Below are 21,588 nucleotides of genomic sequence, written 5' to 3' on the forward strand. Positions count from 1 at the left end.
CATAGCAAGTCAATTGCTATCGGGTAGACGGTCGGGGTCGCCTTGTTGCAAGGAGTCGACAATGAAACAGGCACCATCGGTCCGCAGGACTGCGATCACCATCCTCACGACGATCGCCGCCGTTCTCACGCTGGTTATGGTCAGCGGATGCCAGTCCGGTTCGAGTTCGCCGCCCGACCGCTCCGATGCGCAGGCCAGCATGCCCGCACCGGTAGCGGCGCGTTCGGATGAACCCTCAACGCCGACGACGCTCCGCATCGGTGACAGTTCGGCACCCACCGATCCGGTAGCCACCGACGCGGCCGGCGTGCTGTTGCCCCCGCAGAACATTGCTCGTCTCGGCTGGTGGGCCGACTCGGCCCTCCCCGGATCCGGCGCAGGCACCGTGGTGGTGACCGGGCACGTGGACGATGTGAGCCAGGGTCGCGGCTATGCCGCCAAATTTGCCTCCCTCAAGGTTGGGGACGCGATTGTGCTGACCACCGTCGATGGTCAGCAGCACACCTATCGCGTCACCAAAAATAACCTGACGCTCAAAGGCGACGACGGTCAGCCGGGAGCTCTTCCCGTCGAGGAACTCAATCGACTCACCGGCCCGGAGACCCTCGCACTGGTCACCTGCGGTGGCCCGTTTGTGGGCCCGCCCCTCGGCTACCGTGACAACGTGGTGGTGTTTGCCGTGCCAGCCTAGAACAACGTGTGCGACCCCATTTCTTCTTTCTTTCCGAGCTGGGCCCGGAGCGTCATCGCTCACCGTCGGGGCGGCCACCGAATCACCGGAGGTCCCAATCATGATCACCACTCTTCGCCGCGCACTGTTGCTGTTCGCCAGCATCATCGGCGTCCTCATATTGACCGGTTCCCTCGTTTTGGCACCCTCAGCGGCTCAGACGCCCGCGCCCAATGCACCCGCGACGACAACACCGGCCGACTCCACGCCATCCGATTCGACGCCTGCCGATACCACGGCACCACCGCCAAACACCCCATCACAGCCACCAACGGCACCCCCGCCGGGTTCGGCACCACCCAGCAGCAGCACTCCCGGCGGCAGTGCCCCGGCCACTACTTCTCCGGTACCTTCCGTGCCGTCGGTGAAGACCACTTTGACGGTCACTGCGACCGATATTGAGAACGGTCAATCCATTGCCGGCCTCGTCGTTGGAGTCGCGCCGCAAGGCACGGATGTTCCCGACGGCATCGAATACGGCAATATCACGACCCCTGGAACAACGCCGGTGGCGGCTGGCGGCTACCTACTGACTGTGATTTCGGTCCCGGACGCCTACCGACTGGCGCAGTCCGGCGCACAGTCCGGTACCGCGATTGCCGGGGAAGACAACACGGTGAACATCTCGCTCGTACGCCGCACTTCCCCCAATATCGGCATCACCATCTACAACCTGGACCGCCTTACCAACAGTCCGCTGGTGGGAGCCCAATTCACCGTGCACACCTGCGAGGGTGGCACCCTCGTCGGAACAGTCACCACAACCGCAAATGACGGCAGCGGCGACATCGGGTTGGTGCGCGGCTGCTACACGATTATTCAGACTAAAGCTGCTGCGGGATACCTCGTCGATCCGGTTTCCCAACACGTTGAGGTCCGCGAAAAGACCGGGTACTCCCCAGTCGTTTTCACGAACCTGCCCGCCGACTACGTGATGCCGCGCAACCCCGAAGGTCGTGTCCCGATCAAGTCGATTCCGTCCGGCCGCATCTACTAGGCCGGTTTCAACGGTGACAGCAGGTCAGGCGAGTTCGATAATCTCCTGATACTCGTCCGACCAGTGATCCTCCGTGCCGTCCGGCAGGAGGATCACGCGCTGCGGATCCAACGCCGCGGCGGCACCGGGGTCGTGGGTCACCAAGACTACGGCCCCGGTATAGCTGCGCAATGCTTCCAGCACCTGTTCGCGCGAGATCGGGTCAAGGTTGTTGGTCGGTTCGTCGAGCAGGAGCACGTTCGCCGCCGAAGACACCAGCCCGGCCAACGCCAAACGGGTCTTCTCACCACCCGATAACGTGCCCGCGGGCTGCTCCAGTTGCGGACCCGTGAACATGAACGCTCCGAGCAGGCCCCGAAGGTCCTGTTCGCCAGCATCTGGGGCGGCGTGCCGAATGTTCTCCCACACGGACGCATTGTCATCGAGCGTGTCGTGTTCCTGGGCAAAGTAGCCGAGCTTGAGTCCATAACCGGGGATCACTTCACCCAGGTCCGGCTTCTCCGTCCCCGCCAGCAGCCGCAGGAGGGTCGTCTTGCCTGCACCGTTGAGGCCCAGAACAACCACCCGCGAACCCTTGTCGATTGCCAGGTCGACGCCGGTGAAAATTTCGAGCGAACCGTAGACCTTCGTCAGGTCCTTCGCGGTCAGCGGCGTGCGGCCGCATGCTGCTGGCTCGGGGAATCGGATGTGCGCAGTCTTGTCGGAGACTCGCTCGTCGTCGAGGTTTTCGATCATTCGCTCGGCACGCTTGAGCATCTGCTGCGCGGCCGTCGCCTTGGTGGCCTTGGCGCCGAGCTTGGCGGCCTGGACGCGCAGGGCGCCTGCCTTCTTTTCGGCGTTGGCGCGCTCGCGCTTGCGCCGCTGTTCATCGGTGGCGCGCGCATCAAGGTAGCGCTTCCAGCCCATGTTGTAGATGTCGGCTTCGCCGCGGACAGCGTCAAGGAACCACACCCGGTTCACGACGTCGGCGAGCAGTTCCACGTCGTGGCTGATCACGATGACGCCGCCCTCGTGGTTCTGCAGAAAGCTCCGCAGCCAGGTGATCGAGTCAGCGTCGAGGTGGTTGGTTGGCTCGTCGAGCAGCAACGTGGTGTCCGACTTTCCGGAACCGTCCGACGCTCCGAAAAGAATGCGCGCCAACTCAATGCGACGGCGCTGGCCACCGGAGAGGGTCTTCATGGGCTGCGCGAGCACCCGATCGGGAAGGCCGAGGCTGTTACAGATGCGAGCGGCGTCGGCTTCCGCGACATAACCGCCAAGGGTGCCGAATCGCTCTTCCAGGCGTGCGTATTTGTTGATAGCGCGGTCGCGGAACTTGTCGTCCGTGGCCTTCTCCATCAAATCCTGTTGCTTGGCCATAGCGGCAAGGATCTCGTCCAAGCCTCGCGCCGACAGCACGCGGTCCTTCGCCAGGACCTCCAGGTCACCCTCCTTGGGATCCTGCGGCAGGTAGCCGATTGGGCCCGAGGTACGAATCGACCCCGCATACGGCTGGGTCTCGCCAGCCAGGATTCGCAAGGTGGTCGTTTTGCCCGCACCATTGCGGCCAACCAGCCCAATGCGGTCGCCGGGCGCCACGCGCAATGCGTCGCCGGGCGCCAAAAGGAGAGTCCTCGCGCCCGCTCGTACTTCCAGGTCGGTCGCGGTAATCACGGCGTTACTCTACCGATTCTCCCGCGACGAACCCGAATCCTTTGCCGCGAGAGCGTGCGGGGTCACACTTACTGCTCGCTGCTCGCCGATATCGCCGGCGGGATACGTTGGATGCATGACTGATTCGACGCCGAAGAACTTGTCCGGCCGCAGCGCTCTCGTAACCGGTGGCAGCCGCGGAATTGGCTTTGCGATCGCGAAGGAACTCGCCAGTCGCGGGGCCTCCGTTGTGATCACCGGCCGCAAACCCGAGCCCCTCGCGGAGGCCGCAAGCGCCCTACGTGCCGAAGTCCCCGGTGCCGTCATCACCCCTGTCGCGGGGAACACCGGCGACGAGGCCCACCGCGCCGAAGCGGTCGCGGCAGCCGTTGCCAACGGCGGCATCGACATTCTCATCAACAACACCGGGATCAACCCGACGGCCGGACCGCTCATGGATGCCGACCTGGGCGCCATCCGCAAGACATTCGACACCAATGTCGTCGCCGCCATCGGTTACGTCCAGGAGGCCTACCGAGCCGGTATGAAGGATTCGGGTGGTGCCGTCGTCAACATCGCCTCAATCGCCGGCCTGCGGCCCACCGGACTAATCGCCGCCTACGGTGCGTCCAAGGCCGCCCTCATTCATCTGACACAGGAACTTGCGTGGCAACTTGGTCCCAATATTCGCGTCAACGCCATTGCTCCCGGCATTGTGAAGACCAAGTTCGCGGATGTGCTGCTCGCGTCCGGCGAAGACACGGTCGGCAACAGTTACCCGCTCAAGCGGGTTGGCGTGCCCGAAGACATCGCGGCCGCCGTCGCGTACCTGGTGGGCGACGAGTCATCGTGGGTGACCGGCGAAACGCTGCGCGTGGACGGCGGTAAGCTCGCCACCGGCAGCATGTAGCTGGAGGACTCGGGACTTCATGGTGAAGCGAGCCGTGAGCGATCTGACGGTGGTCGGGGCGGGACCAGCAGGCCGTGCCGTGGCCCATCGGGCAGCGGCCGCGGGCCTGTCGGTGACGCTGGTCGATCCAGATCCCTCGCGCCCGTGGCAGGCCACGTACGGCATGTACAGCGACGACGCGCCCACCTGGCTTGATGAGTCAGCTGTCGCATTTCGGAGCGGTTCTTTCACCGTCTTCACGCCGGGACGTCGGGTGATCAATCGCGGATACCTGGTGCTGGACCCGGTGAAGTTTCAGCAGTCGCTCACTCTGCACGGTGTGGACGTGGTGACCGAACGCGTTAGGTCGCTGACCGCAAACTCGGTGATCCTGCCGAACGGTACTGAACTCACCTCGCGTCACGTGATCGATGCACGTGGAACGGTCGGGACCAATCCCAACCGGCCACGACAGACAGCCTTCGGGGTCTTCCTCGACCCGCCCCACAACACCGACTGTGAGCGCGGCGACCCGGAGACAGTGCTGATGGATTGGCGTCCGGCAGAAGCCGGACTCGAGTCGATGACTCCCCCGTCGTTCAGCTATCGAATTCAAACCGCGAATGGTCGACTAGAGCAGGAGACGTGCCTCGCCGGACGGCCCGCGATTGGCATTGACGAATTGGAACGGCGGGCCCGTCTCCGCAATCCAGCAGCTTCCGAAGACGCTGTCGTTGAGGTCGTCGACTTCCCTCTCTACGGCGACCCGCGACCCTGGAAGCGAGTAAGTACCGGTCCGGTCCGGTTCGGCGCTACCGGTGGACTAATGAATCCGGCGACCGGATACAGCGTCGCACAATCGCTGGGTGCCGCCGACCTGATAGTGAAAGCACTACTGGCACAAGAAGATCCCTCCGGCCACCTGTGGAACCGCCAGGCCCGACTCACCTATCGACTACGGCTGATCGGGTTGATGGTCTTGCTGACCCTCAGGCCCGACGACCTCGTGACATTTTTTGACGCCTTCTTCACGCTCTCGGCGCAGACCCAACGCGCCTACCTCAGCGCGCACGACGACGTCGGCGGGGTTCTCCGAGCGATGGCAGGCGTCTTCTGGCGCTGCCCGACTAAGCTCAAAGCGACGATCACAATCGCGTCGGCGCGGGCCACAATCAGAGCTTCTTGACCAGGACGTACTCGGCAGCGGTCTTCTGCTGTACCTCGAGCAGTTTGTCGCCGGTCACCTGAACCACGTACTTTCCAATGGCAATCACGCACGTCGCGGACCCACCTCCGGATTTACTGGTGATGCATTTCGCGGTGGACAGGTCGCGGGGACTCGGTGCTTTGCGCGCGGTTGAATCGTCGGAAGCCTCGGCTATGTCGGCAGCCAGGTCGGCGGCCTGTTTGTCGCTGCCCGTGGCGAACAGTAGTGCCCCGCCAACGGCAACTTCGGTGACGCCCGCCTTTTGGAAAGTTGCGTAGGCCTTCGCCGAGTTTCCGGAGAACTGCGAGATCGTTCGAGGCCCAACTACCTGACCGGAGATCCTCACCGCCGAGTCACTGGACGCCGGGATAACCGCGCGAAGGAGTCCGTGTGGATCGATCTGTTTGTCGTCGCTGATCGGCGGCATGGCTGCCAGCAGCGCCTTCTGCTTCTCGTAGGACACACGGACAGCGGTTCGGGTCCATTCCGCGTTTGGCGCGTCGGCCCAGGTGTAGATCACGGTGCCACCCACGGGGGTCAACGTGAGAGTGGCAGTGGTCTTGTTGCCCGCTGTCATTTGCGTGAGAGCGACCGTCTCCGCGGGCATCCCCGCGACGGTCGTACTTTTTGCGGGAGTGCCGATCTTGGGTTTGCGGAGAAGTCCCGACAGTTCACTGACGGCGGCATTGGCAGTCGCGGCGTCGGGGTAGACGAACACGCCGTGGTTGTAGCCCTTGCTGTCGGGCTGGTCGGTATCCGCCGAACCCGCCGTACTGAATCCGTAGAGAAGTTTCGAGGTGGTAGGTAGGTCCTTCGCATCGGAGAAGACGCCCCGCAAGCCGTCCGACGTCGACAGCGGATAGGTCGGCATCCCGAAGGTAGTGAGTGCGGGATCAACCTCGTCGCGGAAGACAATTTGTTCCCCCAGTCGGATCGCTTTGAGCAAGCTGACTTGGTTTTCAGTGTCGGCACTGCCTGCTGGCGCGTTGAGTTCTGTCGAAAATCGACCGGTATCAAGGTCGATCGGCCCGCGAATGGCGGTTCCGTCGACAGTGCATGCGGCCAGAACCGTCACGGTCAGGAAAGCTCCAGCGGTGGCAGCAGCGCGCTTGAAATTCATGTGCCGATCCTAGGACGACGGCCAAGCGCATGACGAACTCAGAGTCATTTAGTTGATTGGTCTTGCTAGTCAATTGACCCGGCAAGCTGATTTGACCCCATTCATCGTCGGGTCGCGAATGTGCCTATGACATCGGAATGACAACGACCTCGACATTGGCTACGCCGCCATCACCCAAGAGTTTGCGTGCGGCGTCGCCAGCCCGCTGCTCGGCGAAAACCATACGGACGGGCTTGTCACCGGCGGCTTTGCGCGCATTGCGACCCAATTCAAGGATCTCGTTGGTCCCGGGCCATGCGGGGTCGAAGACGCCGTTCGGGAGCACATGTGCGTCGTATCCGGGCGACATCACCAGCAGGAGCGTGCCGTCAACTTCGCGTGCGTCGAATAGCATGTCCCCAACCTTGACCGCATAGCTTGAGGACGTCCCGGCAATTGCGCGGTTGTAATTGCGTGCAGAAGCCAGTTGTTTCGGCGCCACCGGTACCCATTCGGAGACCAAGACCGACCGCTCCCGGCCCGTCGTGACCATCTGCTGCACGTGCGCGACATCGAGGCGGCCGCGCGTCGTCAACGCAAACTTGCTCGTCGAATTGAAGTTGATGTCGATATTCGACGGCGCATTGATCCGAATCGAACACACAATCCGGGTACCACCGTTGATCGGCATTGTCGCCTGGGACGTGCACTTGCCGGCAGCGCTGCCGTTCATCTTCAACTCGGCGTCCTGTTTAATCGTGACTTCACCACCGGTGAGCCCGCTTGCCGAGTTTCGGAAATTGTAAGTGAGCGTGCAATTGGCCAGGGTGCAGTCGAGACCGCCAGTCGGGTCCGGGATAGCAATGCTCGGAACCTGCACCTCGGTGAACTCGCCCGTCGAGGACGAGATCGACTCGTAGAAGCTGGTCGTCTCCTGGACCGACTTGCTGGCGATCTTGAGATTGGCCCGCAGGTTCGCCTGATCGCCGAAGAACCCACTGCCCATCGGACCAGCGAAACCGACGAGGGCGCCGTCATCGTTCAACGTGCTTGTTACATCACCGGCCCGTATCTGGCGGGTGCCATTGAATTCTTCCGCCGTCACCGGGTCATCGAGTTCGCGAACATCGACCGGATCGATCCCCGTGTTCACGCGACGGTCAGGGGTCTGCGCGATCGTCGGAGATGCGTCTGCACCCGTGATGTCGCTGCCGCCGATTCGCTTGTCCGACTGCGACAGTGAGGTGGCCAGGCGGTTCGGGCGGAGCGCGGCACGCAGATCGACACCGAGAATATTCGGATCGGCAACCGCCCACTTACCGTTGGGATCGTCAGCGAGGGTGACCCCGGGAGGTAGCGTCCGATGACGATCGCGCCAGAATTCGGCATCCCCCTTCACCAACACCACATCGCCAACCATCAGAACTTCGGCATTGCCGCCGCCGGACGAGACCTTTCCCCGGAGATCACCGGCCGCCGTCACCGTGACATTGTCGAGCTGCAGACTCAACGCGTCATCACCGTTCAAGGTGCCGGTGTACGTGGCCGCTGGCGCTGAGGCAACGCCCGTCAACGCCGCACTGAGATCGTTTGCCGCTCGTGTCACCGCGTTAGGTTGGGCAATGCCAGCCGTCGTCGGCGTTAAAATCCCGGCCATCGCCGCGATCCCGAGGCCGATAATGGCCACGATCACGCCGAATAGAAAAATCCAGGATTTGCGCACGAATTTGGTCCCCTCAGTTTCAGGTCTGCGTCGAGTATCGGCGCCGACCATTCGTCTCCGTTAAATCTAAGGGAGGCACTCTGAAGGCAAGAAACCGCCACCCGGTGTGTCGGTCACATGACACACACGGGCGGCGGTAAACGTTCCGCTAGGGTGCGGAGGCCTTAGGCTTGTCCGCTCTCTTTCAATGCCTTTTCGACATCGAGTTCCTTGAGCTGGTCGATCAGGCTGTCGAGAGCCTGTGGCGGCAGGGCACCAGCCTCGTTAAACACCAGGCGCCCCTGTTTGAACGCCATGATGGTCGGGATCGACTGGATGCTCGCTGCGGCGGCAAGTTCCTGCTCGGCCTCGGTATCGACCTTCGCGAACACCACATCGGGATGCTTTTCGGACGCCGCCTTAAACGTCGGAGCGAACTGCCGGCACGGGCCACACCAACTGGCCCAGAAATCCACGAGGACAATCTCGTTGTCGACGATGGTCGGTTCGAATTCGGTACCCGTCAAATCAATTGTTGCCATACTTGTATTAAACCGGAGAAGGGCCCGAGGTATTCCGACCTCGAGCCCTTGCCTGGTAAACCAGGCTTCGCGCCTGGTAAATGATGTCTACCGCTGTCGCGGCGTCTGTCGCTAGACGGTGAATCCGAGCGCGCGCAACTGCTCGCGGCCATCGTCGGTGATCTTGTCCGGACCCCATGCGGGAATCCAAGTCCAATTGATCTCCAGGTCCGTGCAGAGGCCGCTCGTGACGAGCACACTGCGGGTCTGGTCTTCGATCACGTCTTGCAGCGGGCAGGCGGGCGATGTCAACGTCATATCGAGCTTGATCGAGGCGTCATCGGCGATGTCCATGCCGTACACCAGGCCGAGGTCAACGACGTTGATGCCCAACTCGGGGTCAACAACGTCACGCATGGCCTCTTCGACATCGTCGACGGACGGCAGCGAGGTGTTCGGGGTCTCGGTGGTCATGGGAGTGCTCCTGTTGGGATCTGTCCTGAACCAGTCAGGCCTGTTGTGGGGGCTGCGGTGGAGTCGGTGGCCGTACCAGCGTCGGTGCGGCCTGCATCTGCTGCGGTGACGCTCTGCAGCAAGGCGTCCTTGAACGCCATCCAGCCGAGTAATGCACATTTCACGCGGGCCGGATACTTGCTGACACCGGCGAACGCGATGCCGTCGCCAATGACTTCTTCATCGCCGGTGTTGGTGCCGCGGGAGGTCATCATCGTGGCGAACTCGCCGACCGTGCTCATCGCATCGTCAATACTGAGTCCGACGACTTGATCGAAGAGCACCGACGTCGATGCCTGCGAGATGGAACAACCTTGGGCGTCGTAAGAGATATCGGCTATTTTTTCGTCGGCCACCGATACGCGGAGGGTCACCTCATCGCCACAGGAAGTGTTGACGTGATGGACTTCGGCGTCGAACCCCTCGCGCAGTCCCCGACCATGCGGATGCTTGTAGTGGTCCAGGATCACTTCCTGGTACATCTGTTCCATTCTCATGCCTGTCCTCCTCTCAAGTCAGGTCCTGCTACCGAAGAACCGTTGCGCCACACCGATCGCATCGGCGAGGGCATCGACTTCGTCGAGCGTGTTGTACACCGCGAACGATGCCCGTGCGCTGGCCTGGACGCCGAAGGTTCGGTGCAGTGGCCAGGCGCAATGGTGGCCGACGCGGATGGCGACGCCTTCATCGTCGAGCACTTGACCGAGGTCGTGGGCATGAATGCCAGCGACGTCGAAGGCGATCGCGCCACCGCGCATGTCGCTGTCCGCGGGGCCAACAATGCGCAGTCCATCGATGGCACCGAGTCGCTCGAGCGCCCGAACCACGAGTTCATGCTCGTGGGCGGCAACCGCGTCCATCCCGATCTTCTCGAGATAGTTCACAGCAGCACCGAGGCCGACCACCTGTGAGGTCATCGGGACACCGGCTTCAAACCGCTGCGGCGGAAGCGCGTACGTCGACGACTCCATGGTGACCGTCTCGATCATCGAACCGCCGGTGAGGAACGGTGGTAGTGCGGTCAACAGTTCAGCGCGCCCGTACAGCACGCCAACGCCGGACGGTCCAAGCATCTTGTGCCCGGAGAACGCCGCAAAGTCGACGCCAAGTGCTGCGAAGTCGACCGGCATATGCGGTACTGACTGGCACGCGTCCAGAACGACAAAAGCGCCGACTGCCTTGGCTCGCCGCACCATTTCCGGCACGTCGGCGACGGCGCCGGTCACATTCGACTGATGGGTGAACGCGACAATCTTGACAGTGTCGTCGAGTTCGAGCGAGTCCATGTCGATACGACCGTCGGCGGTCACGCCGTACCAACGCAGCGTCGCGCCGGTGCGACGGCACAGTTCTTGCCACGGCACCAAGTTGGCGTGATGCTCCAGTTCGGTCACGACGACGGTGTCGCCGGGGCCCAGTGCCTTACCGCCGAACAGTCCCGCAGCACGGTCGTCGCCCAGTGTGTACGCGACAACGTTCAGCGACTCGGTGGCGTTCTTGGTGAACACCACCTCATCGACGGCGGCACCGACGAAGCCAGCAATCGCGGCCCGCGCATATTCGTACGCGTCGGTCGCTTCTTCGGCTAACTGGTGCGCACCGCGGTGCACGGCAGCGTTGTGGTTCAGCAGGAAGTCACGCTCGGCGTCGAGTACCTGCAGCGGTCGCTGCGAGGTGGCACCCGAGTCGAGGTAGACCAGCGGCTTGTCGTCGCGGACCGTGCGGGAAAGGATCGGAAAATCCGCCCGCAGGGCCGTGACATCGAGAGCGGCTGCGGTGGTCATTGCACTACTCCTTCGTCACGAACGGTCAAACGGTGGCTGCAGCCAGTGTTGCTACTTGGCGGCAGCGGCAGTGAACCGCTCATAGCCGTTCTCTTCGAGTTCGTCGGCCAGTTCCGGGCCTGCCGATTCGACGATCCGGCCGTCAACGAAGACGTGAACAAAGTCCGGCTTGATGTATCGCAGGATGCGCGTGTAGTGCGTGATCAGCAACAGGCCGCCGTTTTCGCGCTCCTTGTAGGTGTTGACACCCTCGGAGACGATGCGCAAGGCATCCACGTCAAGGCCGGAGTCAGTCTCGTCAAGGATCGCCACCTTGGGCTTGAGCAGGCCGAGCTGCAGGATCTCGTGACGTTTCTTCTCGCCGCCCGAGAAACCTTCGTTGACGCTGCGCTCGCCGAACGCGGGGTCGATTTCCAGTTCTGCCATCGCCTGCTTGGTCTCCTTGACCCAGTGGCGAAGCTTGGGTGCCTCGCCGCGGACCGCGGTAGCCGCGCTGCGCAGGAAGTTCGACATCGAGACGCCGGGCACCTCGACCGGATACTGCATGGCCAGGAACAGGCCGGCGCGGGCGCGCTCGTCGACGCTCATCGCGAGGACGTCTTCGCCATCGAGGGTGATGGTGCCCGAGACGATCTCGTACTTCGGGTGGCCTGCGATGGCGTACGACAGGGTCGACTTACCGGAACCGTTAGGGCCCATGATCGCGTGGGTCTCGCCCGAACGGACCGTGAGGTCCACACCCTTGAGGATGTGAATGGGTTCAGCGTCCGGATCGGACTGTGCGACGTCGACGTGCAGGTCGCGGATTTCCAAGGTGGTCATCAGAGAAAGTTCCTTTAGGTAAGTGGTAGGCGGCTCAGGCGCCTGCGATAGCGAGTTCGGCTTCGATAGCGGCTTCGAGGCGCTCACGGAGCTCAGGCACGGCGATCTTCGCCAAGACCTCGTGGAAGAATCCGCGAACAACCAGGCGGCGGGCCTGATCCTCCGGAATACCGCGCGCCTGCAGGTAAAACAGCTGCTCGTCGTCGAAGCGGCCGGTGGCACTCGCGTGTCCGGCGCCAATGATCTCGCCGGTCTCGATCTCCAAGTTCGGCACCGAGTCGGCGCGCGCATTGTCGGTCAGGACCAAGTTGCGGTTCAACTCGTAGGTGTCGGTGTTATCGGCCGCCGGGCGGATCAGCACGTCGCCGATCCATACGGTGTGCGCTTCCTTGCGCTTGTCGCCATCCAGTCCGCCCTGCAGGGCCCCCTTGTAGACGACGTACGACCGGCAATTGGGCTGCGAGTGATCAATGAGAAGTCGCTGTTCCAGATGCTGTCCGCCGTCCGCGAAGTACAGTCCCCATAGTTCGGCGTCGCCGCCGGGAGCGGTGTACTGCACGTGCGGCGAGATGCGAACCGTGTGACCGCCCAAGCTGATCGAGAAGTGCTTGACGACGCTGTGCCGTCCCACCGAAACGTGGTGGGTGGCCAGGTGCGTGGCGTCGTCTTCCCAATCCTGCACGTTGACCACGGTGATGTGGGCTTCATCGCCAGCGATCACCTCGACATTTTCGCCAATGACACCGCTACCGCGTTGGTCGATGACAACCGTAGCCTTGGAGAAGGCTTCCGCGCGGATCTGAAGGTGCGAGTACGCGACGGCGTCGACCCCGGGTCCGGTCACGGTGATCGTTACCGGATCAGCAACCTGAGCCTCCTTGGCAATGGTCACCACGGTTGCCGACTCGAACGACGAATATGCCTGCGCCGACACCCGGTCGAACGGGACACCGCCTTCGCCGAGACGCTTGTCGTCGCGGCCGACAGTCTCAACCGAGACACCCTCGCCAGCACCGGTGACCTCGACGGTCGTGCTGCCGGACGCGGGTGCGGTGCCGTCGTGCAGACCATGCAGGCGACGGAACGGGGTAAAGCGCCACGACTCTTCGCGCTGCGCCGGGACCTCGAAGGCCTCGACGTCGTACGAGGTGAAAAGCTCACCCTTGTTGACCACCACCGGTGAATTGGTGGTGGGAGCGGAGTCCGCCATCAGCCGACCGATCCTTCCATCTGCAGTTCAATGAGCCGGTTCAGCTCGAGTGCGTACTCCATGGGGAGTTCCTTGGCGATCGGTTCCACGAAGCCACGGACCACCATGGCCATTGCTTCCTCTTCGGTGAGGCCACGGCTGCGCAAGTAGAACAGCTGATCGTCGTTGACCTTCGACACTGTGGCCTCATGGCCCATCGTGACGTCGTCCTCGCGGATATCGACGTACGGGTAGGTATCGCTGCGGCTGATCTTGTCGACCAGCAGGGCGTCACACTGCACGGTGGAACGACTGCCGTGCGCGCCCGGGTTGATCTTGATGAGGCCGCGGTACGACGACCGTCCGCCACCGCGCGCCACCGACTTGGAGACGATATTGCTCGACGTGTTCGGTGCCAGATGGACCATCTTGGATCCGGTGTCCTGGTGCTGTCCCTCGCCCGCGAAAGCGACCGAGAGGACCTCGCCCTTGGCGTACTCGCCGGTGAGCCAGACAGCCGGGTACTTCATGGTGACCTTGGAGCCGATGTTGCCGTCGACCCACTCCATGGTGGCGCCGGCTTCCGCCTTGGCGCGCTTGGTCACCAGGTTGTAGACGTTGTTCGACCAGTTCTGGATGGTCGTGTAGCGGCAGCGGCCACCCTTCTTGACGACGATCTCCACGACCGCCGAGTGAAGCGAATCCGACTTGTAGATCGGTGCCGTGCAGCCTTCGACGTAGTGCACGTACGCACCTTCGTCGACGATGATCAGCGTGCGCTCGAACTGACCCATGTTCTCCGTGTTGATACGGAAGTAGGCCTGCAGCGGGATGTCGACGTGAACACCCTTGGGCACGTAGATAAACGAGCCGCCCGACCAGACTGCGGTGTTCAGCGCGGAGAACTTGTTGTCGCCCGCGGGAATCACACTGCCGAAGTACTCCTCGAACAGTTCCGGGTAGTCGCGCAGACCCGAGTCGGTGTCGACAAAAATGACACCCTTCTCTTCCAAGTCCTCGCGAATCTGGTGGTAGACCACCTCAGACTCGTACTGCGCGGCCACGCCGCCGACCAGTCGCTGCTTCTCCGCTTCCGGGATGCCGAGTCGGTCGTAGGTGTTGCGGATGTCGTCGGGGAGGTCTTCCCACGACTGCGCCTGCTTCTCCGTCGACCGGACGAAGTACTTGATGTTGTCGAAGTCGATTCCGTCGAGGTCGCCGCCCCAGCTGGGCATGGGCTTGCGGTCGAAGATCCGGAGTGCCTTCAGTCGCGCCTCGAGCATCCACTCGGGTTCGCTCTTCTTGTCGGAGATGTCGCGGACGACGGCCTCGGACAAGCCGCGTTTTGCGGACTCACCTGCGGCGTCGCTGTCGGACCAGCCGTAACCGTAGCGATCGAAGGAAGCAATTGTTTCTTCCTGCGTCATTGGGGTGGCCGGATCGGTGACCGTCATCGGAGAACCTTTCCATCGGAGGTTTCGGAAGCTGCGGGCTGCGCGGCTTCCTTCGGCATGACATGCACGGGAACGTGCGTCGTACACACGCAGTCGCCGTTGGCGATAGTCGCCAACCGCTGAACGTGTGTACCGAGGAGCTCGGTGAACATGGCCGTTTCGGCCTCACAGAGTTCCGGGAACTCGGACGCCACGTGGGCGACCGGGCAATGATGCTGACAGATTTGCACTCCGGCACCCACCTCACGGGTGTTCGCCGAGTATCCGCCTGCAGTGAGAGCGTCAGTAATTTGATCGACCGTGGCGATCACTGAACCAGATTCGCTGACGGGTTGCACGTCAGCGACGAGGCCAGCGATGCGCTCCTTCGCGAACTCGTCGACGGCCTGCTGACCGGCGACATCGCGAAGTTTGCGCATCACCGCGCCTGCGAGATCATCGTAGGCGTGGCGAAGTTTTCCGCGTCCGGCGGGAGTCAGCTGGAACCATTTAGCCGGGCGGCCCCGACTACCTGCGCCGGGTGCGGACTTACGAAAACCGGACGGTGCTACTTCGATGTCACCGTCGGTGGTCAAGATTTCCAGGTGTCGCCGGACCCCGGCGGGTGAAATGCCGAGTTGTTGGGCAATGTCACCAGCGGTCATCGGACCTACGTCGACCAGCAGCGAAACGACCGCAGCGCGGGTCTGGCCGTCAGGGCCGGTCCCGTCTGCATGCTGCCGCAAGGGCAGCTGATCGTTAGCGCTCATGCTTTCCACAACAATATTGTTACCTAAATACTTCCCCCGAACCAGCAAGGGTCGCCTAAATCATGGTTTTCGCCCGGAAATACTGGTTTCGGGACTGATTTGCTGGTTTTCCGGCCGGGAACGAGCCGCGGGGCGGCGGAAACACGACACGCGCCGGCCACCGGTTAGAGTTCTCGTTGTGCCAGCACTCCCCGCCCTGCGAAGGACACTCGACTACATCGGGCTCAGCAAGCCCGCCGTCGACCACGACGTCGACCGTATCGGCGACTTTGGCACCACCGTGGCTCGGATGCACGACGACGAACAGGAAGTCGGGCCACTCAATCGCCTAGAAACCCTCCGGATGCGGCGCATCCGGTTGTTCGGCACCACCGGTTCAATGCTGATCCTCATTGGATCACTCGGAACCGGCATGCTTCCCGTCCTGCAGAACCCCATCGTCGGCATGCGCATTCTTTCGCTGCCTTCGCGGATGTATTCAACTGCGCTGACCATTTCTATCGGCGGCTTCATCATGCTGGTCGTCGCCTGGGTGATGCTCGGCAGATACGCCATCGGCCGCTATCGCGTCGAAGTCGCCGAAGGCCGCAGTCCCGCCCGCCGGATGACCCGCGGCCAAACCGACCGCACCCTTCTGATGTGGGTCGCTCCCCTCATCGTCGCCCCGCCACTGCTCAGCAAAGACGTCTACTCCTACCTGGCGCAGAGTGCGATCGCCTACCGGGGGATGGACCCGTACACCTACAGTCCGATGCGCGGACTCGGCGTTGACCACGCGCTAACCCTCTCAGTACCGAACCTGTGGAAGGACACACCCGCTCCTTACGGGCCGCTCTTCCTCTGGATCGGCGAACGGATCACCGCCGTCACCGGGGAAAACATCACCGCAGCGGTACTCCTCCACCGCTTAGTCGCGATCTGCGGCGTCCTCATGATTGTGTGGGCGCTCCCCCGCCTGGCACGGCGCTGTGGAGTCTCTTCCGTCGCTGCGCTCTGGCTAGGCGCCCTGAACCCGCTCGTGATCCTGCACCTGGTCGGCGGCATCCACAACGAGGCGCTCATGATCGGCATGATGCTCGTGGGCCTCGAATGGTGCTTCCAAGCAATTTACGGCGACGACCGGCTGCGAATAGCGGATAAACCCTGGCTGTCGAAGGCCGGGTGGCTGCTCGTTGCCGGTGTCGCGGTCATCGCGGCGTCGTCGATGATCAAGGTGACCTCGATGCTGGCGCTTGGCTTCGTCGGTATCGTGCTGGCACGACGCTGGGGCGCGACGTTGCCCGCGCTGAGACATGCGCCGGTCCGACAATGGTGGGATCGATCCAAAAAGTCCATTGGGGCCCTCACCGCCAGCGCTAGCGCGATGGTCGTGATTGCTGGCCTCGTGATCGTCGGGATCTGCCTCGGCACGGGCCTCGGATTCGGCTGGACCGGCACCCTGAGTACCGGCGGTATTGTCCGGTCGTGGATGTCAATGCCGACACTGCTGTCCGTGGTTTCAGGTCGCGTTGGCCTCTGGCTGGGCCTTGGCGAACAAACCCAAGCCATCCTTGACGTCGCGCGCCCCATCGGCCAACTCCTGGCTGCCGTCCTTGTCGTTCGGTGGCTCCTGGCGTGCTTGGCCGGACGAATTCACCCACTCGGGGGCCTCGGCATCGCCATGGCCAGCGTGGTGATCTTCTTCCCGTTCGTCCAAGCCTGGTACCTGCTGTGGGCCATCATTCCGCTGGCCGCATGGGCCACCACCCGCTGGTTCCGCGTGGGCACGGTCATCATCTCCAGCATCATCGCCATCGTGGTGATGCCAACCAGCTCCGACACCAGCCCCTTGGTGGTGGCCCAAGGTTTGGCGACCGGCCTGCTCATGGTGGCCATCGCGGGCATGGCCTTCTTCATCGATAGTCCGATCCGAAACTGGATCCGCGCTCGCCGCGACCAAAAGGCCCGGTAAGGGTGCGATTCCGGCACAACCGGCCAGACAGCGTTAGTCTCACCACCCGCAGGCCGGTGACCTGCATCTCTAGCCTAGGCTGGTAGTCGTGCCTCAACCTTTTTTGCCCGGCAGCGAGCCGTCGCCCCAGCCGGGCTCCGACAACGCCGCACTGCAGGTCAGCGGGCTCGTCAAAAAGTTCGGCGACAAGACGGCCGTAAACAATCTGGACCTCCTGCTGCCGCGCGGTGAACTACTCGCCCTGCTCGGCCCCAACGGCGCAGGTAAAACGACCACCGTCGAGATCTGCGAAGGCTTCACCAAGCCCGACGCCGGAACTGTCCGAGTCCTGGGCCTCGACCCCATCAACGACAACGACGCGCTCCGAGCCCGCATCGGTGTCATGCTGCAGGGTGGTGGCGCCTACCCCGGTGCCAAAGCCGCCGAAATGCTCCGCCTGTGTGCTTCCTACAGTGCTAATCCGCTCGATCCCGAGTGGCTCCTGACCGTACTGGGTCTCAACGACGTCGCAAGCACCAGCTTCCGTCGCCTGTCCGGCGGCCAGCAACAGCGACTGTCGTTGGCGTGCGCGCTGGTCGGCCGTCCAGAGCTCGTCTTCCTGGACGAGCCAACCGCCGGCCTGGATGCGCACGCGCGGATAATGGTGTGGGAGCTGATTTCTCGTCTCCGCGCCGACGGTGTGTCGATTCTGCTGACCACGCACCTGCTCGACGAAGCCGAGGAGCTTGCCGACCAGATCGTCATCATCGACTCCGGTCGGGTGGTTGCTGCGGGGACGCCAGCCGAACTCGTTCGCCATGACGCCGAAGGCCAACTGCGGTTCACCGTCGGGGGAACCGGTGCCGCCGCCATCACCACGTCTGCGCTGCAGGAAGTGCTGCCCGCGGGTTGCCACGCCACGATCAGTCCGACTGGCGAGCACCTTGTCGGCGGCGACATCACGCCCGAGACGATCGAACAGATCGCGCGCCTGTGCGCTGCTCGCGGCGCCCTCATCGAATCGCTTAACGTCGCCAGCAACAGCCTGCAAGATGTCTTCCTCAATCTCACCGGACGGGAGGTGCGGGCGTGAGTACCGATTCAAACGCCACCGTCGTACCCGAAACGAACCGGTTCCCCAGCGGAACTTTTACCCCCAACCCGCAACCCGCACCGCTCTTTCGGATGTTGGCGGCGCAGACACGCCTCGAGCTGCTACTGCTACTCCGCAATGGCGAACAACTGCTGCTCACCATGTTCATTCCGGTCACGATGTTGATCGGCTTGAGCCTGCTGCCGCTAACGACCAGCGCTGGCGACACGCCAGCCGCGCGGGCCAGCACCTTCGTGCCCGCGGTCCTCGCGGTCGCGATCATGTCAACGGCGTTTACCGGCCAGGCCATCGCTGTCGGCTTCGACCGCCGCTACGGTGCCCTCAAACGTCTAGGGGCAACACCCATCCCCCGGTGGGGCATCATTGCCGGGAAATCCCTTGCCGTGCTGATCGTCGTCGCCCTTCAGTCGGCCATCATCGGCGGCATCGGCTTGGCCTTTGGTTGGCGCCCCTCTATCGCAGGCTTGGCCCTCGGCGCGATTGCAATCGTTGTCGGCACTGTCGCGTTCGCCGCACTCGGCCTGCTCCTCGGTGGAACGCTTAAAGCCGAAGTGGTGTTGGCGCTCGGCAACCTGATTTGGTTTGTCCTTTTGGCCCTGGCCGGTCTCGTTGTGCTCGACGAGCACGTCCCCGGCCTGGTCCATACGATCGCCCGACTCTCCCCGTCGGGCGCACTCACCGAGGCGCTCACGCAAGCCTTAGCCTCGTCGTTCGATGTATTCGGTTTCTGCGTCCTGATTGCCTGGGCTGCAATCGGCAGCGCCCTGGCAGTTAGGTGGTTCCGCTTCCAATGATCGATTCCTGGTTCGGCTTTAAGCGGCCGACGGCCAAGTTCCTCTACTACTGGGCCATCGCCAACCTCGCCGCCAACGTGATGCTGGTAGTCACCGGCGGTGCGGTACGCGTGACCGACTCAGGCCTCGGCTGCCCCACGTGGCCGCAATGCACCGCGGGATCGGTGACTCCGCATGCCGCGATGGGCATTCACGGCATCATTGAGTTCGGCAATCGCATGCTGACCTGGGTACTCGTGATCATCGCGGTAGCGACCTGGGTCGCCGCGATGCGCCGCGTCCCGGTGGACCGACTGTCGCGCAGGCTCGCGACTGGCGTTGCGATGGGTGTGCCGTTGCAGGCGGTCATCGGTGGCATCACGGTGTTGACGAACCTCAACCCGTGGATTGTCTCGCTCCATTTCCTCGCAACGATGGTGATCATTTCACTTGCCACCTGGATGGTGGTGCACACCAAGCCAAATCGGGAACAGACCCTCGACGACGCGGGCCAACCGAAGGTCCTGATTCGCTTTGCCGTCTTGCTCGCCTGGGCCATCTACATTCTCACCTGGGTGACCATTTATCTGGGGACAGTCGTCACCGGATCCGGTCCTCACGCTGGCGACATCAAAGCGCATCGCAATGGGTTGGAACCAACACAGGCAACGCAGTTGCACGTGGACGCCGTATGGACGCTTGTTGGTTTGACGATCGGGTTGATTCTGCTGACTGTCGCGGCCGTCTCATCGTTGCGACGGGCCGCCGCCTGGTTCGGCGCGGTGATTGTCGTACAGGGCGTCATCGGTTATGTCCAGTACGCCGCTGGGCTCCCCGAAGTCCTCGTCGTCCTCCACATGTTCGGCAGCACGCTCCTGATGATCGGTGCCACCCAACTGATTTTGGCGACCAAGGGCCGCTAAACCACCCCGCCCTGCGCGTTCTCGCATGATGCGTCGATTCCCGCACCACGTCAGACGTGGTGCGGGAATCGACGCATCATGCGAGAACGGAGAAGTCGGGCGAAGCCCGGTGGGAGCTACTTCACGATGGCGTTGTTACGTGCCTTCGGGAAACGGGTCTGGTGGGCAACCCAACCGGCCATTTTCCGCCAGTGCGATGGGCTGACCTCGGTGACGGATGTCAAGTCACGGTCCCACTCGGCGGTTTCCAGACCATCGACGGCTGCGACAACGGCATTGGCGATCTCGACGCTATCCACCACGCGGTCGCCGAGGATTCCATTGGACCCGCCCACCAGGGTGATGCGAACACCAGCCGCTCCAATGGGCTGAATGACGGCCTTAGCCGAACCCCCTTCGGAGGCAACGAACTTACGGACCGACGCGACGACCTCGCGGAGTGCGATCACGGGTGCTGAAGCAGTGGCGGTCGAACCAGCATTCTCTTCGCTCATAATTCAGAAGTATAGTCCGTGCCAAAATATAGCCATGCGAGCGATCGAAGTAACGGCCCACGGTGGCCCCGAAGTCCTCACCCTGGTCGAACGACCCGAACCGACTGCTGGCACAGGCGAAGTCGTCGTTGACGTCCACGTCGCCGGGGTCAACTTCATCGACACCTATCTGCGCTCTGGCCTTTACCCGTCTGTCCCGCCCTACGTTCCGGGCGGCGAAGGCGCGGGCACAGTCCGCGCAGTTGGCGAGGGCGTGACAACGGTGACCGTCGGCGATCGCGTCGCCTGGTGCGACGGGGCGGCCAGTTACGCCGAACAAGCGGTTCTTCGCGCCGACCGCGCCGTAAAGCTCCCCGATACCGTCACCTTCGAGCAGGCAGGATCGTCGTTGCTGCGCGGGCTCACCACGCACTATCTCCTGGACGGAAGCGCCTTCCCCAAGGCCGGCGATACGGTCCTGCTCCATGCCGGTGCAGGCGGAGTCGGACTCCTGCTAACTCGTTGGGCAACCTCGCGCGGGGTTCGCGTCATCACCACGGTATCGACCGATGCCAAGGAGGAACTTTCCCGCGAAGCCGGTGCCGCCGAAGTTCTCCGCTACGACGACGACATCGTCGCCCGCGTCCGGGAACTCACCGACGGTCGCGGCGCACCCGTGGTCTACGACGGTGTCGGCGCAGCCACCTTCGAGCAGTCATTGCAATGCACAGCGGTACGCGGCACCATCGTGCTCTTTGGGGCCGCGAGCGGTCCGGTTCCACCATTCGACCTGCAACGCCTCAACCCCGCGGGCTCCCTATCGGTCACTCGGCCCACGCTGGCGCACTTCATTTCCGATCCTGCCGAATTTGCCTGGCGCGCGGACGCCTTCCTGTCTGCCGTCGCGTCTGGTTTGCTTCCGGTGAACATTGGGCAGTCGTTCGACCTGGCCGCAGCCGGGGACGCCCACCGGGCGCTTGAAGCCCGCACGACCGTCGGCTCAACAATGCTCAACGTTGTATAGCCCCACCCGAGAAGCAACTAACCCCGGCACCCTAGCGAACCGCTAGCGCGCCGGGGTTAGCCG

At 63.0% G+C, this 21,588-nt stretch carries 22 protein-coding genes; 9 read left to right on the plus strand and 13 right to left on the minus strand.

Annotated features, from left to right (window positions below):
• Window positions 1–61 precede the first annotated feature (61 nt).
• A complete protein-coding gene (locus AC1L34_RS05160; protein WP_424323181.1) occupies window positions 62–691 on the plus strand; it encodes a class F sortase in 630 nt (209 codons plus the stop codon).
• Window positions 692–886: 195 nt separating this feature from the next.
• Here the strand turns inward: AC1L34_RS05160 and AC1L34_RS05165 are convergent, their stop codons facing one another.
• Window positions 887–1,117, minus strand: coding sequence for a hypothetical protein (locus tag AC1L34_RS05165; protein ID WP_424297170.1), 231 nt, complete (start codon window positions 1,115–1,117; stop codon window positions 887–889).
• On the opposite strand from AC1L34_RS05165, the gene AC1L34_RS05170 reads away from it, so the two are divergent.
• Window positions 1,095–1,727 carry a prealbumin-like fold domain-containing protein gene (locus tag AC1L34_RS05170; RefSeq protein WP_424297168.1) on the plus strand — a complete coding sequence of 211 codons (633 nt, stop codon included), beginning with the start codon at window positions 1,095–1,097 and terminating at the stop codon, window positions 1,725–1,727. The genes AC1L34_RS05165 and AC1L34_RS05170 overlap by 23 nt on opposite strands.
• Before the next feature lie 24 nt (window positions 1,728–1,751).
• Here the strand turns inward: AC1L34_RS05170 and AC1L34_RS05175 are convergent, their stop codons facing one another.
• A complete protein-coding gene (locus AC1L34_RS05175) occupies window positions 1,752–3,380 on the minus strand; it encodes an ABC-F family ATP-binding cassette domain-containing protein (RefSeq protein ID WP_424323182.1) in 1,629 nt (542 codons plus the stop codon).
• Window positions 3,381–3,495: 115 nt separating this feature from the next.
• Between AC1L34_RS05175 and AC1L34_RS05180 the strand changes: the two genes are divergently transcribed.
• Both AC1L34_RS05180 and AC1L34_RS05185 read left to right on the plus strand, forming a co-directional pair.
• Entirely contained in the window at window positions 3,496–4,269 is a 774-nt protein-coding gene (locus tag AC1L34_RS05180; RefSeq protein WP_424297531.1) for an SDR family oxidoreductase, read from the plus strand.
• A 19-nt stretch (window positions 4,270–4,288) separates the two neighbouring features.
• Complete coding sequence (locus AC1L34_RS05185; RefSeq protein WP_424297529.1) at window positions 4,289–5,434, plus strand: lycopene cyclase family protein; 1,146 nt, start codon at window positions 4,289–4,291, stop codon at window positions 5,432–5,434.
• Here the strand turns inward: AC1L34_RS05185 and AC1L34_RS05190 are convergent.
• The 10 genes from AC1L34_RS05190 to AC1L34_RS05235 all read right to left on the minus strand — a co-directional run bounded on the left by AC1L34_RS05190 (window position 5,421) and on the right by AC1L34_RS05235 (window position 15,288).
• Window positions 5,421–6,575 (minus strand): DUF7373 family lipoprotein, encoded by a 1,155-nt coding sequence (locus tag AC1L34_RS05190; protein WP_424297528.1) that lies wholly within the window; start codon window positions 6,573–6,575, stop codon window positions 5,421–5,423. The two genes, AC1L34_RS05185 and AC1L34_RS05190, sit on opposite strands and share 14 nt — an antisense overlap.
• 124 nt (window positions 6,576–6,699) lie before the next feature.
• Window positions 6,700–8,247, minus strand: coding sequence for a hypothetical protein (locus tag AC1L34_RS05195; protein ID WP_424297527.1), 1,548 nt, complete (start codon window positions 8,245–8,247; stop codon window positions 6,700–6,702).
• Window positions 8,248–8,441: 194 nt separating this feature from the next.
• Window positions 8,442–8,798 (minus strand): thioredoxin, encoded by a 357-nt coding sequence (gene trxA / locus AC1L34_RS05200; RefSeq protein WP_424297525.1) that lies wholly within the window; start codon window positions 8,796–8,798, stop codon window positions 8,442–8,444.
• A gap of 111 nt (window positions 8,799–8,909) precedes the next feature.
• The gene (locus AC1L34_RS05205; RefSeq protein ID WP_424297524.1) at window positions 8,910–9,251 is read right to left on the minus strand and encodes a metal-sulfur cluster assembly factor; all 342 of its coding nucleotides are present in this window, start codon (window positions 9,249–9,251) and stop codon (window positions 8,910–8,912) included.
• Complete coding sequence (sufU, locus tag AC1L34_RS05210) at window positions 9,248–9,787, minus strand: Fe-S cluster assembly sulfur transfer protein SufU (protein ID WP_424297522.1); 540 nt, start codon at window positions 9,785–9,787, stop codon at window positions 9,248–9,250. The genes AC1L34_RS05205 and sufU overlap by 4 nt, the downstream gene beginning before the upstream one ends.
• 18 nt (window positions 9,788–9,805) lie before the next feature.
• Window positions 9,806–11,074, minus strand: coding sequence for a cysteine desulfurase (locus tag AC1L34_RS05215; protein ID WP_424297521.1), 1,269 nt, complete (start codon window positions 11,072–11,074; stop codon window positions 9,806–9,808).
• 51 nt (window positions 11,075–11,125) lie between these two features.
• Window positions 11,126–11,896, minus strand: coding sequence for a Fe-S cluster assembly ATPase SufC (gene sufC, locus AC1L34_RS05220; protein WP_424297519.1), 771 nt, complete (start codon window positions 11,894–11,896; stop codon window positions 11,126–11,128).
• A gap of 34 nt (window positions 11,897–11,930) precedes the next feature.
• A complete protein-coding gene (sufD, locus tag AC1L34_RS05225) occupies window positions 11,931–13,106 on the minus strand; it encodes a Fe-S cluster assembly protein SufD (RefSeq protein WP_424297517.1) in 1,176 nt (391 codons plus the stop codon).
• Window positions 13,106–14,512 (minus strand): Fe-S cluster assembly protein SufB, encoded by a 1,407-nt coding sequence (gene sufB, locus AC1L34_RS05230; protein ID WP_424323185.1) that lies wholly within the window; start codon window positions 14,510–14,512, stop codon window positions 13,106–13,108. The genes sufD and sufB overlap by 1 nt, the downstream gene beginning before the upstream one ends.
• 23 nt (window positions 14,513–14,535) lie before the next feature.
• Window positions 14,536–15,288, minus strand: a complete 753-nt coding sequence (locus AC1L34_RS05235; protein WP_424297090.1) for a helix-turn-helix transcriptional regulator — start codon at window positions 15,286–15,288, stop codon at window positions 14,536–14,538.
• A 178-nt stretch (window positions 15,289–15,466) separates the two neighbouring features.
• Here AC1L34_RS05235 and mptB point away from each other — a divergent pair, with 178 nt between their 5' ends.
• The 4 genes from mptB (at window position 15,467) to AC1L34_RS05255 (ending at window position 20,028) form a co-directional block, all read left to right on the plus strand.
• Complete coding sequence (gene mptB / locus AC1L34_RS05240; protein ID WP_424297088.1) at window positions 15,467–17,239, plus strand: polyprenol phosphomannose-dependent alpha 1,6 mannosyltransferase MptB; 1,773 nt, start codon at window positions 15,467–15,469, stop codon at window positions 17,237–17,239.
• Window positions 17,240–17,327: 88 nt separating this feature from the next.
• Complete coding sequence (locus AC1L34_RS05245) at window positions 17,328–18,311, plus strand: ABC transporter ATP-binding protein (RefSeq protein WP_424297086.1); 984 nt, start codon at window positions 17,328–17,330, stop codon at window positions 18,309–18,311.
• Window positions 18,308–19,126, plus strand: a complete 819-nt coding sequence (locus AC1L34_RS05250; RefSeq protein ID WP_424323977.1) for an ABC transporter permease — start codon at window positions 18,308–18,310, stop codon at window positions 19,124–19,126. Before AC1L34_RS05245 ends, AC1L34_RS05250 begins: the two co-directional genes overlap by 4 nt.
• The gene (locus AC1L34_RS05255; protein WP_424297082.1) at window positions 19,123–20,028 is read left to right on the plus strand and encodes a COX15/CtaA family protein; all 906 of its coding nucleotides are present in this window, start codon (window positions 19,123–19,125) and stop codon (window positions 20,026–20,028) included. Before AC1L34_RS05250 ends, AC1L34_RS05255 begins: the two co-directional genes overlap by 4 nt.
• A gap of 116 nt (window positions 20,029–20,144) precedes the next feature.
• Here the strand turns inward: AC1L34_RS05255 and AC1L34_RS05260 are convergent, their stop codons facing one another.
• Window positions 20,145–20,522 (minus strand): hypothetical protein, encoded by a 378-nt coding sequence (locus tag AC1L34_RS05260; RefSeq protein ID WP_424295425.1) that lies wholly within the window; start codon window positions 20,520–20,522, stop codon window positions 20,145–20,147.
• 34 nt (window positions 20,523–20,556) lie between these two features.
• Between AC1L34_RS05260 and AC1L34_RS05265 the strand changes: the two genes are divergently transcribed.
• Entirely contained in the window at window positions 20,557–21,525 is a 969-nt protein-coding gene (locus tag AC1L34_RS05265) for a quinone oxidoreductase family protein (RefSeq protein WP_424295428.1), read from the plus strand.
• The last annotated feature ends 63 nt before the right edge of the window (window positions 21,526–21,588 follow it).

Source organism: Gordonia sp. 34D, assembly GCF_056682775.1.